Origin of the sequence: Bradyrhizobium sp. PUT101 (assembly GCF_052043945.1) — a bacterium.
GTDB lineage: Bacteria > Pseudomonadota > Alphaproteobacteria > Rhizobiales > Xanthobacteraceae > Bradyrhizobium.
On the sequence record NZ_CP197207.1, the window covers coordinates 6,900,161 to 6,915,085 of the forward strand.

Sequence of the window (14,925 nt, forward strand, 5' to 3'; positions counted from 1 at the left end):
AAGGCCCCGAGACGCGCAACGACCCGGTTCAGTTCAGCACGCGCAATTGCGTTCTGCCGAGGCAGCGTTGTCCGGCCGGTGCGCTCAATAGCCGGACTTGGGCTCGCAGGGCGGTCGACGCCACGGGGCAGATGCATAGGCGCCGACGTCCGGAGCCCGCGTGCAACCGCGCTTGGAGGTAACCGGAACACGTTGAGCCGACGCGTAGGCATCGACATTCGTCCGCCGCGCGTTCGTATGGCCTTCACGCGCGATCGCCGGGGAAGCAACCATGGCCGCAGCGATCAACCCGGCCGAGAACAGCTTCAGTGTAGTCATCGTACATCTCCTTGACAAAGCGACGCCGGGAACGCCTCGGCTCGCGCATCAGACATGTGCATGCGTGCGCCGGATCGGCAGTATCAATTGAACGATCATTTTCGTCGTTGCACGAAGGGGATGCATGCACATCCACGCCGCGGGTACGCCGCATCGCGCGGTCGTACTCCGTTCGAGACGTGAACGATGGTCATCTGAATCTGGTAGCTGTACTTGATTGCTCGTTCGGCTTGTCATCGGCGCCAGTGGTGGTTGCGAACCTGAACCGCGCCAAACACGGGAGCCGCGCCACCGGGGCGCTCGAGCCCCATTCGTCCTGCCGGGGTCAACGCACCACCATTCAGCACGTCGCGGTCGGGATACATCGAGGCAAAGGTTGCGGGCTCCTGGTCCGCGAAGGACCAGGCGGCGGAGGCCGACGACACTGTCGCAGTTGAGATCAGCGCCGAGGCGATCAGGATCTTGAATGCATTCATAGCGAGTCTCCATTGCTATCTCGTGCGGAGAGTCGCTTTGTGGGGATCGCTGCTCGGCTGACGGCGTTTCCAGAATTGTATTCTATGCTCAGATATATAAGCCGCCTCGTCCGCAAGGCCCGCGATTGGGCATCACTGTTGCGAGAAGATGGCCGAGTGCAAGACATGGAGCCCAGGCTTTCGACGAATACCTCATACGTCGTCGAACAGAATTCCGTCAGCGATGTCAGAATCGATCGCGTCATCGTGCGATGGTCAGATCGCGCGCGGTGCCCGGTTCTAGACGCATCAGGCGGGACTGCGAGCCATGAGGTCAATCTCGTTGCACTGTTGTAACCTGGTTTGTGCTCTCCGGCGTCGCGTCCGCCCGCGGCGGCGGCTCGCCGATGTTGATGGCAAGTGGCGGTGCGCTCGGTGAGAATGCCCGGCAGGGCCAGAAGTAATTCGTCCAGCGGCGACTTCATCGTTCGAGGGGATGAGCTCTCTTCGAGCGGCAGCGGATGCCCCGGGGGCGTCATCCGATCCACCGATCGGATACATTGCGGCCTCGGCAAGCACCGCATCCCCCGTGCTCCGGAACGTTCCGCAACGCGCTCGCCGCTCAGCACTCCGTCACGGAGAAGTGCGCGGACGGTTTCGACGCCTCATTGCCGGATCAGGATGCCATGACGAATTGAGGCGATCTTGCCATTCCGCGCGCTTGTATCGGGATTGCACGCGACCGCGCAGCCCTCGTGATTGGGCGGGGCAGGGCCTCACGGTATTCAGAAAGTGCGTGCCTTCACGAAATTGACGGTGCGTTTGGGAAGATCGGTATAGCGGCGGTCCGCTAAGTTCCGCTCATGTCATCGAGCGGAGAGCTGCGCGCGTTCGAGCGCCGGGCGGCCGCCGCGTTGCGAGAGGACTTGATGGATCAGCCAGGTAGAGTAGAGCGTTCGAGCCTTGGATGGCTCGTTCTGATTGCCGCCGTGGTCGGCGGCAGCGCCGCCGCCTTTGCGTATACCGCGGGGTGGCTCACGCCGGGGCGTCTTACGCCGGATCGCATGATTGCAGCGTTGACGCCTCCGAGCGGCCCGCCGCTGGGGCACCGGCGGAATCATGCCAAGGGAATCTGCTTCACCGGCATGTTCGAAGCGAACGGAAATGGTGTCGAGCTGTCCCGCGCCAAGGTGTTCGTGCAGGGCCGCTATCCGGTTCTGGGCCGTTTCAATCTCGGTACGGCCGATCCGAACGCGGTGGACGCGACCGTGCGCGTGCGCGGCATGGGGCTCCAGATATCGGCGGCGGACGGAGAGGAGTGGCGAATGGCGATGATCAACCCGCCATTCTTTGCGGTGTCCACGCCTGACGCGTTTCACGATCTGCTGGTTGCGGCCGGCAAGAAGGATCCGGAGGCGATGAAGACGTTCATCAGCGCAAATCCGGAGTTCGCCGCTTTCGCAGCCTGGGCGAAGGCGGCGCCCTGGACCGGAAGCTACGCGGAGGACTCGTATAACAGTCTCAACAGCTTCGTCTTCACGAACGCGAAGGGCGATGAGCACACCGTGCGGTGGTCGCTGGTGCCCACGGCGGAGCCCACTGCCATCACCCAGGCGGAGCTGGAGAAGCGCGGCCCGGATTTTCTCGAGCAGGAGATCACGACCCGGGTGAAGTCCGCGCCGCAACGGTGGACCATGGTCACCACTGTGGCCGAGCCGGGCGATCCGACCGCTGATCCGAGCAAAGCCTGGCCGGAGAGCCGGCGCAAGGTGCAGGTCGGAACGCTGGTCGTGCAGCGAATTGAACCTGAGCGGGATGGACCCTGTCGCGACATCAACTTCGATCCGACCGTGCTGCCGCAGGGAGTCCGGGTGTCGGACGATCCCTTCCCGGCTGCGCGCTCGTCCGTCTACCGCAAATCCTACGATCTGCGCGCAGCCGAAGCCAGCGACTATCCGAGAACCGAGGTTGCCAAGCCATGACCGATGTCCCGCAACGCTTCGCCCCGATCCAGCGGCTGCTGCACTGGCTGATGGCGCTCTGCATCATCGCCATGCTCTTCATCGGCGTGGGCATGGTGTCCACCGTGGCGCAGAAATACCTGCCGCTCATCCTGATCCACAAGACGCTCGGCGTTGTGCTCCTCGTGCTCGTCCTGGTCAGGCTGGCGCTACGACTTCATCTCGGCGCGCCGCCGCTGCCGGCCGACCTTCCGCCGGCGATGAAGCTGGGAGCGCGATTGTCGCATCTGGCGCTCTATGGCTTCATGATCGTCATGCCGTTGCTTGGTCTCGGCATGCTCTGGGCCGCGGCCTATCCGGTCGTCCTGTACGGCGGGATTCAAATTCCGGCGTTGCTGCCGCAGAGTGACTACGCGCACACGCTGTTTTGGAATGCGCATGTCTATCTGGGGCTCACGTTCTTCGCCCTCGTGCTGCTGCATCTGGCAGCCGTGCTGTTCCACGCCTTGATCCGTCGCGATGGCGTGTTCGGGACGATGTCGCCTCTGCCGCAGCGTCAGCAGATGAAGCCTACCGAATAAGCGATCGCGCGCCGGCGGGCGTGCAATCCGGGAACGATGCTTCGGCACGGAAAGACCGGCTGCCCGTCCTCCGGCTAGAAATTGTCCACTTTCCAACAAGGAGCCAACCATGACCAAAGCAGACCTGCAGAGCCCAACGGATCTGGGAGCCAATGCGAACCGTGACGTTCCCGCCGCGTTGAGAGCGCTGCTGGCCGACGTTTTCGCGCTGTACATGAAGACGAAGAACTTCCATTGGCACGTATCTGGCAGTCATTTTCGCGACTACCATCTCATGCTCGATGAGCAGGCTGAGCAGATCTTCGCCATGACCGACGATATCGCCGAGCGCGCGCGCAAGATCGGCGGCACCACGTTGCGATCGATCGGTCACATCGCCCGCGAGCAGCGCATTCTCGACAACGACGCGGATTATGTCGATCCGCAGGATATGCTGGCCGAGCTGCGCAGCGACAATCAGCAGCTGACACGGGAAATGCGCCGGGTCCACGAGCTCTGCGACGAATATGGCGATGTTGCCACCGCAAGCCTGCTGGAGAACTGGATCGACGAGACGGAACGGCGGATCTGGTTCCTGTACGAGACCGGGCGGAGCGGGCCGAATTCGTAAGAAGGCGAGCCGTTCGGCCGGGAGGCGGGTGAAGGATGAGCAGTCTCTCGGAGCTCTTGCCTGATAGCGGCGCAAACGCGGAGCGCATGCTGCTGCGCGAGCTCGCCCATCAGATCGAGGACGAATTCGTGTCCGTGATCGAGTTCCTGTCGGAGGCTACCCGTCGCTGCGACGGCACGGAGGCGAGAGTGATACTCGCTTCCGTGCAGGATCGACTGGAAAGCCATGTGTGCCTCCACCACGCATTGCAGATGCCCCAGTTCGTCACGACCATCGATCTGGCGTCCTACCTCCAGCAATTGTGCAGGTCGATCAGCCGCTCACGGCTTGAGTATGAAGGCATCGCGCTTTCCCTCCTGCTCCAGCCGCTCAAGATTAACTCCGAGCGGTGCTGGCTGCTGGGCATGATCGTCTTCGAACTGATCACCGCCTCGGCGCGCCGCATCTCCTTCGAGGGGACCGGCGCCATCCGGCTCGAAGTCTGGGGAACGGCAAGTTCGGTCACGTGCTGCGTCGTCGACAATGGGACAACCGACGAGGGCGGGCCCCGGCTCGACCGTTCCATCGTCGATATGCTCGTTGCGCGTCTGAATGGAACGATGGATATCTGCTTCGGACCCGACGGAGCCAGAACCGTCATCGAGATCCCGCATCGGAGCTAGCGCGCTCCCGACGCGCGACGACGGGAAACGTCCCGGTCGTGCCCCGCAAGCTCACCGCGCCAACGCTCCGCATCGTGCAGATCAACAATATCGTCGTTTTTGCGAAAGATGGGGCGTGGACCCGCTTGTACGCTTGCTTTCATTCATGACCGGGAAAGCGGTCATACGTGCAAGGGTCAAGCCATGACGGATATGTCGAATTCGAAGGCGTCGCTCGGAAGAGCCATCCACGCGATCAGCGGAAAATGGGGCTGGTTCGTTGCGCTGGGCGCAGGCGAATTGGTCCTCGGTGGCATTGCGTCCGCAAATCTGATGGCCGCCAGTCTCGCCTCCGTGCTGGTCATTGGCGTCACCATGGCCGCCGCGGGCATCTTCCAGATTGTGCATGCCTTCTCGGTGCGCGCCATGCGGGGATTCCTGTTCTGGCTGCTCGCGGGCGTTGTTTACGGTGCGGCCGGGATCATCATCCTGTATGATCCGGTGCTCGCCTCGTTCACGCTGTCTCTCGCGGTGTGTGCCTTCCTCGTCGTCGCCGGTGCCATGCGGGTCTGGGTAGGATTTCAGATGCGACCAGCTGCGGGTTGGCGCTGGATCGTCGCCGCCGGTGTTCTGACATTCTGCGTCGGCGTTGTGCTGGTGGCGGCTTGGCCCGGGATCGGTCTGTGGCTGCTCGGTGCGATGCTGGTGGTCGACCTGATCTTCCAGGGCTGGGGTTTCATTGCATTCGGGATGGCGCTCAGAAGCCGGGCTTCCCGGCACGCGGCCCAGCCGGCGACGGTGTGAGCCATGATGACGGGTTCGACTTTCACACGGCACTCGGAGATTGCCTGGCGCGGCGGTCAGACGCGGGCGACCTCGCGGCTGATTGCCGAGGAGACGGCCATCGCGCTCACCTATAACGGCTCGACCCAGGCCGTGATGATGGGAACGCCCGCTGATCTCGAGGACTTTGGCATCGGCTTCAGCCTCACCGAAGCCATCGTGAGACGAAGAGACGAAATCAGGAGCATCGATCTGATCCCAAACGATCTCGGCGTGGAGGTGCGGATGTGGCTCGATGGTGACCGCGCGGCCTCTCTGGCCGCCCGACGCCGAGCCATCAGCGGTCCGGTCGGCTGTGGGCTATGCGGCATCGAAAGCCTTGAACAGGCGCGCCGCGCGCCCTCGCGGGTGCGGGATCGTAGCATTGTCTTCCGCGCACGGGATCTGCTGAACGCGATGCAGGCCCTGTCTCCGCTCCAGACATTGAATCAGCACACGCGATCCGTTCATGCGGCGGCGTTCTGGACGCCTCGCACCGGCATTGGCCCGGTCAGGGAGGACGTCGGACGCCACAATGCTCTCGACAAGCTTGCGGGTACGATCCTCCGCGACGGCGGTTCGGCCGGCGACGGCGCCGTGCTCCTGACGAGCCGCGTCTCGGTCGAGATGGTGCAGAAGGCGGCGATGATGGGCGTGCCGGTCGTCGTCGCCGTATCCGCTCCGACTGCGCTCGCCATCCAGACCGCGAAGGAAGCGGGCATCACGCTTGTGGCGATTGCCCGCGATGACGGATACGGTGTGTTCACGCACCCGCGACGCGTTCTGCTGCCTGACGAGGCTGCGCCGCGCGCGGGGGGCTGACACTGGGCCGATCAGCATGGCGATGCAGGCTGCATCTCCGGACGCCGCGGCCGAATTGCGCGCCGTTGCCTATGCTCCGGAACGATCGCTCCTCGTTGCTGCTCTGCTAACCTTTTCGGGCGGCTTCCTCGATGCCTTCACCTGGCTCTCGCTCGGTGGTGTGTTCGCGAGCTCGCAAACCGGCAATGTCGTCTTTCTTGGCATCGACGCCCTGTCCGGGCGATGGCAGCAAGCGGCGCACCATCTGCTGCCGATCGTCGGCTTTGTTCTCGGCGCCTGGGTGGCGGTCCGCATCCAGGCGCCGTTGCGTTGTCTCACTGCGCATATCGTCTGCCTCGCGGCAGCGATGTTGTTGTTGCATCGGATCCCCGATCCGATCGCCATCCTCGGAATCTCTTTTGGTATCGCGCTGCAGTCGGCCAGCTTCAGGCACCTCGATCGCTGGAGCTATCTCTCCGTCACCGTGACGGGCAACATGTTGCGCGCTATCGATCAATTCGTGTCGACCTCCGATCGCGACGCCTTACGTGGTGGCGTGGCCATGCTCGTGCTCTGCCTGATATTCCTCTGCGGCGCAGCCCTCGGCGGCTATGCGACGACGTGGCTCGGGGCGGCCAGTATTGCGGTGCCGATCGCATTGTCGGCGTGCGCCCTGCTGCTGTGCTTGCGGAGCCATGCCATTCGGCAAAGGGGCGTTCGTTCGCGAAAGCAGGCCTGCCGGGCGCAACGTATCATTTCCAGCACGTGCCTTGATGACACTTTCCGAGATCTACCGCCGCGAGAGCCAGGGATGAACGACCTCCGCAAAGAGACAGTCAGCCTCGGTGAAGTGTCCGTTTCCGCGGACAAGCTCGCGTAGCGAGCGTGAGAAAAGAGGGGGCTTACCCATGGATCCAACGGCGCTTCTCCTATCCCGGCTGCAGTTTGCTTTCACCATCTCGTTCCACATCATTTTCCCGGCATTCACGATCGGGCTTGCCGCCTGGCTGACTGTGCTCGAAGCGATGCACCAGTACAGTGGCAGGCCAGTGTACCGGACGTTGTTCGAGTTCTGGCTCAAGATCTTCGGCGTCGCCTTCGGCATGGGCGTCGTATCGGGCGTCGTGATGGCGTTCCAGTTCGGAACGAACTGGAGCGTGCTCTCGAAGATGTCAGGGCCGATCCAGGGTCCGCTGCTGGCTTACGAGACGTTCACCGCCTTCATGCTGGAGGCGGGTTTCTTCGGCATCCTGATCTTCGGACGGTCTCGGGTGCCGCCCTGGTTCTATTTGTTCTCGACCGCGATGGTCGCGCTCGGAACCACGCTGTCGGCGTTCTGGATCATGGTCAACAACAGCTGGATGCAGGTGCCGACCGGCTATGTCCTGCAAAACGGCCAGTTCGTGCCTGACGATTGGGCGCAGATCATCTTCAACCGGGTGGTCTGGGTCAGGTTTCCGCACATGCTGCTCGCCTCTTATCTGACGGGCGCGTTCTGCGTGGCGGCGACCGGCGCATGGTATGTGCTGCGGCGGACCTATCGGCCCGAGGCGCATGTGATGTTGCGCATGGGCCTCGCACTCGCGGCCGTGCTGCTTCCGGTCCAGCTGTTCATCGGGCATCTCGTCGGTGACTACGTTCACGATCACCAGCCGGCCAAGTTCGCCGCGATCGAAGCACGCTGGCATGACGAGCAACCGGCCTCGGAGGTGCTGATCGCAATCCCGGATTCAAGCACCGAGTCGAACAGATATGCCATCTCGATCCCGGTGCTCGGCAGCATTATCGCAAGCATGAGCCTGAGCTCGAAGGAGATCGGCCTGAGCAGCTTCGCGCCGCAGGACCGCCCGCCGGTGGCAATCCCGTTCTTTGCCTTCCGCATCATGGTCGGCTGCGGCTTCGTGATGTTGGGGCTTGCCTGGCTCGGGACCTGGCTCGGGCTCAAGCATCGGCTCGAGCGCAGCCGCTTGTTGATGTGGGGCATTTTTCTCAGCTTTCCATTGCCCTGGATCGCCATCCTCACGGGATGGTACACCGCGGAAGTCGGCCGCCAGCCATGGACGGTCTATGGGGTGCTACGCACGGCAGATGCCGTGACGCCGTTCCTGACCGCGTCGGCCGCCACGGCTTCACTGATCCTCTTCGTCGCGGTCTACGCCTTCATCTTCTCGTTCGGAACCTATTACATCTATCGGCTCTTGCGCGCCGGACCGGCGGGACTCGGCGGCAAGCCGCTGCACGTTCCCGTGCCCAACCGGCCGATGTCGCTCGCCGACAAAATGCCGACAATCGTCGAGGCGGGAGAATAGCCATGGTGACGTTCTGGGTTGCGCTTCTTGCCATCAGCATCCTGATCTATCTCCTTCTGGACGGCTTCGACCTCGGGGTCGGGATGCTGTTCGGCCTCGCAGGCAGCGAGGCGAGCCGGGAGGCGATGCTGCGCACGGTCGCTCCGGTCTGGGATGGCAACGAGACCTGGCTGGTCGTCACCGGCGTGATCATGTGGGGCGCGTTTCCGCTGGCATACGCCACGGTGATGTCAGCCTTCTATATCCCTGTCGTCGTGATGCTGCTCGGATTGATCCTGCGCGGCGTGGCGTTCGAGTTTCGCGGCAAGGCGCTTCGTTCGCGCTGGGTTTGGGACGTCAGCTTCGTCGCGGGCTCGTTTGCCGCCAGCTTCATGCAGGGCGCGATGGTGGGCGCGCTCGTGGAAGGACTTCAATTCTCCAACGGCGACTACGCCGGCGGGACGTTCGGCTGGCTCACCGTCTTTTCTACCCTGTGCGGGATCGGACTCTGCTTCGGATATTCGCTGCTCGGCGCCTGCTGGCTGGTGAGGAAGTGCGATGGTCTCGTTCGGGATGCCGCGCGGCGCCAGATCCCGCCGCTGGCGATCGGCGTCCTGATCTTCCTGATCGTCGTCTTCGCCTATGCGCTTGCCGAACATCTGCCGATCCTGCAGCGCTGGACCGACCGGCCCTATCTGTTCCTGTTTCCGCTCGTCGGCGCCTGTGCCGCTGCCGTGCTCGCCACGAGTGTCCTGCGCCACGACGATTACTGGCCATTTCACATGGTCGCGCTGATCTTCGCGGCGGCGTTCGGCACGCTCGCCCTGTCGTTCTGGCCCTATATGATCCCGTTCGTCGTGACGATCGACGAGGCCGCGGCGCCTCATGCAAGTCTCGCATTCATGTTCTGGGGCGCCGGCCTGTTCGTCTTTCCGCTGATGCTGCTCTATCTCGCGGTGGGCTATCGTGTCTTCCGCGGCAAGTCTGCCCCCGCCGTCGACCACTACTGACGGCTGCACGGCTCGAACTTGCCGCGAATTACAGCGGACAAGAAGAAAGGCGCCGTTTCCGGCGCCTTTTTCGCTGAACCGCTCTCGTTGAGCGGCTTCAGGACTTGGGCATGACGCCAGGACTGTTGTCCGGCCATTGCGCGATCAGCTTCTCGTCGATGTTGAAATGCTGGGCGACGAGCTTGGGCGGCGTGTGTGTCAGCCAGTTGGAGAGCGAGACCTCCTCGTAGCGCGGCGCACGGAACACGCCGATGAATTGCAGCTCGGTGTCGCCGACGTTCTCGACATAGTGGCCGAGATTGCGCCGGACATAGCCGATGTCGCCGGCCGCGAAATCCGTCGTCAGCGCGTTCGGACCGGTGTCGAACACCGTCATCCGCGCCTTGCCCTTGATGTAGTACTGCCACTCGTCGGCGTTCGGGTGCCAGTGCATTTCCCGGACCGCTCCCGGCGGCATCGTCACCAGCGCCGCGGCGATGGTCGTGGACACCTTGAAGTTGTTGCTGTCGGCGACGCGGATGCTTCCGGCAGAGCTCTCCTTGACCGGGGTCGAGCCGCCGAGCGAGTGGACGAAGGGGTAGGGCGGCGCTTCGGCGTGCCTGGCGACTGCGGCGCGATCGGCGGCGAGATCGCCGGGCACGGTCCCCTGGAAAATCCAGAGATTGTGCAGCGGGATCTTCGCGAAGGCTTCGGCTGGGACGCCGAAATTCTTCGCCAGGACCTCGGGCGGGGTATGGGCGAGCCAATCCGTCACCAGCAGCGTGTTGAATTCATTGGCGTGGCCGTCATCGAAGCAAATCACGAACTCACAGCCGTCGGGACCCAATCCCTGCAGCGAATGAGGCGCGCCCGATGGGAAATACCAGAGGTCGCCGGCTTTGACGTCGGCGACATAGGGGCGCCCCTGGGTGTCGAGCACCGTGATGCGGCAGGTGCCGTAGGTCATGATCGCCCATTCGGCGGCCTGATGCCAATGCAGCTCGCGGATGCCGCCGGCGGATAGCCGCATGTTGACGCCGGAGATCTCCTTGGAGATGGCGAAGTCCTCGACAGTGACCTGACGGGCCCAGCCGCCATTCTGGATGCGTTTCGGCGCGTTGTTGAACGAGGCCCAATCCATCGGCAGGCCGCCGACATCGGTCGCGGGCGGGCTCTGCACCGATGGGAATTGCTTGGCCAGCGCGGGATTCTGCGGACCGGGATCGGTCAGGCTTCCTGGACTCGTGGCGTTTACGGCACCTTGCGGTGGCTCGTCCGGATTGCCGAAGCTTGCGGCCTGCGCACTTGCGCCGACCATGGCGGCGCCTGCCGCGGACATAGCCAGCAGATCACGTCGTGAGAACATGTTGGGTCGCTCCTGAAGATTGTCCAAAGCCCTCTGTCACGACGGGGCTTCAACCGCCCAGCCTAGTTTCCGCTTGCCGTTTCAGCTTCCGCGAACGGCGCTCTTCTTGCCGGAATGCACGGGCTGTTGCGGCAAGCCGGCCGGGTTCGAACGTGTGCAATTGAGAAATTCGGCTTCGTTTTGAAAAGACGGCTCCGCCCGCGTGATCCTTAACTGACCCGCAGAAGCGCGAGATCGAGAGACATCGAAATGACCACGAAATCGGTTCGTCCCTACCGTGAACCTGCCGGCGGCTGGGGTGCACTCAAGGCGCTCAGCGAGGCGCTTCTGGTGCAGCGGGTGCCGCTGAAGGGCGCGGCGACGCTGAGCCGGATGAATCAGCCGCAGGGGTTTGATTGTCCCGGCTGCGCATGGCCCGATCCGAAGCACACTTCGTCGTTCGAATTCTGCGAGAACGGCGGCAAGGCGATCGCATGGGAGGCGACGTCAAAGCGCTGCACGCCGGAATTCTTCGCGGAGCACAGCGTCACCGAGCTCGCAAGCTGGAGCGACTATGATCTCGAAATGGTCGGGCGGCTCACGCATCCGATGGCCTATGATGCCGCATCCGACCGCTATCTCCCGGTGGAATGGAGCGCTGCGTTCGACATGATCGGACGGGAGCTCAGGACACTGCCGGATCCGAACATGGCGGAGTTCTACACTTCCGGGCGCACCTCGAACGAAGCAGCTTTCCTCTATCAGCTCTTCGTGCGCGAATACGGCACCAACAATTTCCCCGACTGCTCGAACATGTGCCATGAAGCGACCAGCGTCGGCCTGCCGCACTCGCTCGGGGTCGGCAAAGGCACGGTGCTGCTGGAGGACTTCGACAAGGCCGATTGCATCTTCATCTTCGGCCAGAATCCGGGCACCAACAGCCCGCGGATGATGACCAGCCTGCGCAATGCCGCGCGTCGGGGCGCGTCGATCGTCTCGTTCAATCCGTTCCGCGAACGTGCGCTGGAGCGCTTTCAGGCGCCGCAGAGCCCGATCGAGATGATCACGCTGAGCTCGACGACGATCAGCTCGAAGCTCTTCCAGGTGCGGGTCGGCGGCGACGTCGCTGTCCTCAAAGGGATCATGAAGATCCTGGTCGAGGCGGACGAGGCCGCCCGCGCCGCCGAGCAGCCGGAGATCCTGGACTGGGATTTCATTCGCGGTCACACCGTCGGCGTTGAAGCCCTGATCGACGATCTCAAGCGCACGCAATGGCCCGACATCGAACGTCAGTCCGGCCTGACGCGCGAGGACATGGAATATGCGGCCGGCGCGTACATGAAGGCGGAGCGCGCCATCATCGTCTACGGTATGGGCATCACCCAGCACTGGCGCGGTGCGCACAATGTGCAGCAGATCGCCAATCTCGCGCTGCTGCGCGGCAATGTCGGGCGCGAAGGCGCCGGCGTCTGCCCGGTTCGAGGCCATTCCAACGTGCAGGGCGATCGCACCGTGGGGATCACCGAGGTTCCCAAGGCGGACTTCCTCGAGCGCCTGGAGCAACGCTTCGGCTTCAAGCCGCCGGCCGCGCCGGGACACAACGTCGTGACAGCGCTGGAGGCGATGATCCGCGGCGAGGTGAAGGCCTTCTTCGCGATGGGCGGCAATTTCGCCGCAGCCATTCCGGACTGGCAGGCGACGCAGGCGGCACTTGGCAGGCTCGATCTCACCGTCCACGTCTCGACCAAGCTCAACCGCAGCCACTTGATCCATGGCCGCGCGGCTCTGATCCTGCCATGCCTCGGACGCACCGAGATCGATGTCCAGGCGTCGGGGCCACAGTCGATCACGGTGGAGGACTCGATGTCGATGGTGCATGCGTCCGGAGGCCGTAACAAGCCTGCGTCCGAGCATCTGCGCAGCGAGGTCGCGATCATTGCCGGCGTCGCCAAGGCGACGCTGGGGGAGCGCACGGTGGTCGACTGGGACGGCTTCGTTGCCGACTACGACCGGATCCGCGATGCGATCGAGGCGGTGTTCCCGATCTTCCAGGGCTACAATGCCCGTATTCGTGTCCCCGGCGGCTTCCACCTCACATCGACGGCGCGCGAGCGGATCTGGGCGACGCCGTCGGGCAAGGCGAACTTCCTGGTGTTCCCGGGGTGTGGCGAAGACCCGCAGAGCGATGCCGATTCCCTCTGGCTCACCACCATACGCAGCCACGACCAGTACAACACCACGCTCTACTCGATGTCCGACCGCTACCGCGGTGTGTTCGGCCAGCGCGACGTGGTCTTCCTCAACGAGTATGAGCTGAAGAAGCGGGGACTGGTCGACGGCGACCGCGTCGACCTGATAACCGCATCGACCGATGGCGCCGAGCGTATCGTGCGCAACTTCCGCGTCGTGGCCTATTCGTTCCCGACCGGCTGCTGTGCCGCATACTATCCGGAGACCAATCCGCTGGTCCCGCTCTATGCCCGGGATCCCCTCAGCTTCACGCCGTCATACAAGGGCGTTCCGATCCGCCTTGTGCGCTCGGCGGCGGCCGGGGAATAGAGCCAGCGCTGGGCGCGTTGCGATTACGCATCGCAGCGCGGCGCATCCGCCCGGACGGAGACCGGCAGTGTGAACCAGAAGCGGGCTCCGCCGTGCGCGCCATTGCCTTCCGCGCCGATCCGGCCTCCATGCGCTTCGACGATCGACCGGCAGATGGGCAGTCCCATGCCCATCCCGGTCTCCTTGGTCGTAAAGAAGCTGTCGAAGAGCCGGCCGACATGTTCGGCAGCGATGCCAGGCCCGTTGTCCTCAACAGAGCAGCACAGTGTCGACGCGTCGGGCGTGACCGTGCTGATGACGATCCGGCGATCGTCATATCCGGCCTGGGTCATCGCCTGCACCGCGTTGATGGCCAGATTGACGATCACCTGCTGGAGCTGGGTGCGATCACCGAGCACTTGGGGCGCGCTCGGGTCGGGCCGGTGCACGATCGTCACCGCGCGGGATTCGAGTTCATGCCGGAGGAAGAGAAGCGCTTCGCGAATGACTTCGTCAAACGACAGGGATGCCTGTTCGGGGGCCCTCCGCGAAGCCATTCCGTGAACGCGTGCCACGATTTTCGCCGCCCGCTGCGCATCTACGACGATGTTTTCGATGGTCTTGCGGATCTCGACGATATCGGGAGTGGGCCTATTCAGCCATCGCAGTCCGGCGGCGCCATTGGTGGCGATGGCTGCGAGCGGCTGATTGACTTCGTGGGCGATGGATGCGGTGAGCTCGCCGAGCATCGAGACCCGCGCGGCGTGCGCGAACTCGGCCCGTACCTGCTGGAGCTTCTGCTGGGCGCGAAGACGCTGTGAGATGTCGATCGTGCCGACCAGGCTTATTTCGAGATCATTGATAGGGCCGACGCGCGCGGTCGTGAAGAGAACGTCGACGATGCGACCGTCCCACGTGACCATCTTGGTCTCCTCCTCGAAGTTGGTCTCGCCGCGATAGCGGGACTCCATCGCCCGGCGGAACGTATCGGGCCGTTCTCTCCAGGTGTCCGCCATGGAACGTCCAACGAAGCCTTCGACGCCTCCCCCGAACATCTGGATGGCTCGTTCGTTGGCCTCCTGAAACGTGAGCGCATCCATGCAGGTGCGGAGGAATTCGGGATGGCTGTCGAAATAGGCGCCGAGGTCCTTGACGCCCTCGGCACGCAGTTTTCGGAACAGCGCGACGAGTCTGCTGGCGTCGAGCTGCCGGAATGCGATCGGCATGCGGCTGAACAGCTGGCGGTAGCGCTGCTCGCTCCGCTCCAGCTCGGCATTGGTCTTCTTCAGGGCCGTGATATCCATGATCGCGCCGACGAGCGTCAGCGAAGCGGCCAAAAAAGCAGCGAAAGCGATCGCCGTGAAATTGTCGCCAAGCAGTGAACAGGCGAAGGACAGCAGGGTCAGAACAAGGCTACCCCAAGCCCACAGCAGAATCCGATCCTGTATTGTCTGGATCGGCAGCAAACGCCGCCACCATCGCTGGGGCTGTACGGGGGGTGAGCCATCCAGGCGTTCGAGCATCATGCGGAAGGTCTAGCGCGCCGCCGACGGGAGGTCTTTTGTGTTTTCGCAGG

The 14,925-nt window shown here is 63.5% G+C and carries 14 protein-coding genes; 10 read left to right on the top strand and 4 right to left on the bottom strand.

Annotated elements, in window-relative coordinates; translation table 11 throughout:
* Positions 1–84: 84 nt before the first annotated feature.
* Positions 85–318 carry a hypothetical protein gene (locus ACSHT2_RS32845; protein WP_440639127.1) on the bottom strand — a complete coding sequence of 78 codons (234 nt, stop codon included), beginning with the start codon at positions 316–318 and terminating at the stop codon, positions 85–87.
* Positions 319–551: 233 nt separating this feature from the next.
* A complete protein-coding gene (locus tag ACSHT2_RS32850) occupies positions 552–794 on the bottom strand; it encodes a hypothetical protein (protein ID WP_440639128.1) in 243 nt (80 codons plus the stop codon).
* A 908-nt stretch (positions 795–1,702) separates the two neighbouring features.
* Between ACSHT2_RS32850 and ACSHT2_RS32855 the strand changes: the two genes are divergently transcribed.
* The 9 genes from ACSHT2_RS32855 to cydB all read left to right on the top strand — a co-directional run bounded on the left by ACSHT2_RS32855 (position 1,703) and on the right by cydB (position 9,487).
* Positions 1,703–2,755 carry a catalase family peroxidase gene (locus tag ACSHT2_RS32855; RefSeq protein WP_440639130.1) on the top strand — a complete coding sequence of 351 codons (1,053 nt, stop codon included), beginning with the start codon at positions 1,703–1,705 and terminating at the stop codon, positions 2,753–2,755.
* On the top strand, positions 2,752–3,315 hold the full coding sequence (locus ACSHT2_RS32860; RefSeq protein WP_440639131.1) for a cytochrome b: 564 nt from the start codon (positions 2,752–2,754) through the stop codon (positions 3,313–3,315). The genes ACSHT2_RS32855 and ACSHT2_RS32860 overlap by 4 nt, the downstream gene beginning before the upstream one ends.
* Before the next feature lie 109 nt (positions 3,316–3,424).
* A complete protein-coding gene (locus tag ACSHT2_RS32865; RefSeq protein ID WP_440639132.1) occupies positions 3,425–3,925 on the top strand; it encodes a Dps family protein in 501 nt (166 codons plus the stop codon).
* Positions 3,926–4,011: 86 nt separating this feature from the next.
* On the top strand, positions 4,012–4,587 hold the full coding sequence (locus ACSHT2_RS32870; protein WP_440639134.1) for a histidine kinase dimerization/phosphoacceptor domain -containing protein: 576 nt from the start codon (positions 4,012–4,014) through the stop codon (positions 4,585–4,587).
* Positions 4,588–4,779: 192 nt separating this feature from the next.
* A complete protein-coding gene (locus tag ACSHT2_RS32875) occupies positions 4,780–5,370 on the top strand; it encodes an HdeD family acid-resistance protein (protein WP_440642979.1) in 591 nt (196 codons plus the stop codon).
* Between the two features lie 3 nt (positions 5,371–5,373).
* Complete coding sequence (fdhD, locus tag ACSHT2_RS32880; RefSeq protein ID WP_440639135.1) at positions 5,374–6,210, top strand: formate dehydrogenase accessory sulfurtransferase FdhD; 837 nt, start codon at positions 5,374–5,376, stop codon at positions 6,208–6,210.
* Entirely contained in the window at positions 6,134–7,069 is a 936-nt protein-coding gene (locus ACSHT2_RS32885; protein WP_440639136.1) for a YoaK family protein, read from the top strand. The genes fdhD and ACSHT2_RS32885 overlap by 77 nt, the downstream gene beginning before the upstream one ends.
* Before the next feature lie 28 nt (positions 7,070–7,097).
* Positions 7,098–8,498, top strand: coding sequence for a cytochrome ubiquinol oxidase subunit I (locus ACSHT2_RS32890; protein WP_440639137.1), 1,401 nt, complete (start codon positions 7,098–7,100; stop codon positions 8,496–8,498).
* Positions 8,499–8,500: 2 nt separating this feature from the next.
* Positions 8,501–9,487 carry a cytochrome d ubiquinol oxidase subunit II gene (gene cydB / locus ACSHT2_RS32895; protein WP_440639138.1) on the top strand — a complete coding sequence of 329 codons (987 nt, stop codon included), beginning with the start codon at positions 8,501–8,503 and terminating at the stop codon, positions 9,485–9,487.
* A gap of 97 nt (positions 9,488–9,584) precedes the next feature.
* On the opposite strand, the gene ACSHT2_RS32900 is transcribed toward cydB, so the two are convergent.
* Positions 9,585–10,832, bottom strand: a complete 1,248-nt coding sequence (locus tag ACSHT2_RS32900; protein WP_440639139.1) for an oxalate decarboxylase family bicupin — start codon at positions 10,830–10,832, stop codon at positions 9,585–9,587.
* Positions 10,833–11,081: 249 nt separating this feature from the next.
* Here ACSHT2_RS32900 and ACSHT2_RS32905 point away from each other — a divergent pair, with 249 nt between their 5' ends.
* Complete coding sequence (locus ACSHT2_RS32905) at positions 11,082–13,370, top strand: FdhF/YdeP family oxidoreductase (RefSeq protein ID WP_440639140.1); 2,289 nt, start codon at positions 11,082–11,084, stop codon at positions 13,368–13,370.
* A 23-nt stretch (positions 13,371–13,393) separates the two neighbouring features.
* On the opposite strand, the gene ACSHT2_RS32910 is transcribed toward ACSHT2_RS32905, so the two are convergent.
* Positions 13,394–14,875 (bottom strand): sensor histidine kinase, encoded by a 1,482-nt coding sequence (locus ACSHT2_RS32910; protein ID WP_440639141.1) that lies wholly within the window; start codon positions 14,873–14,875, stop codon positions 13,394–13,396.
* Positions 14,876–14,925: the final 50 nt, after the last annotated feature.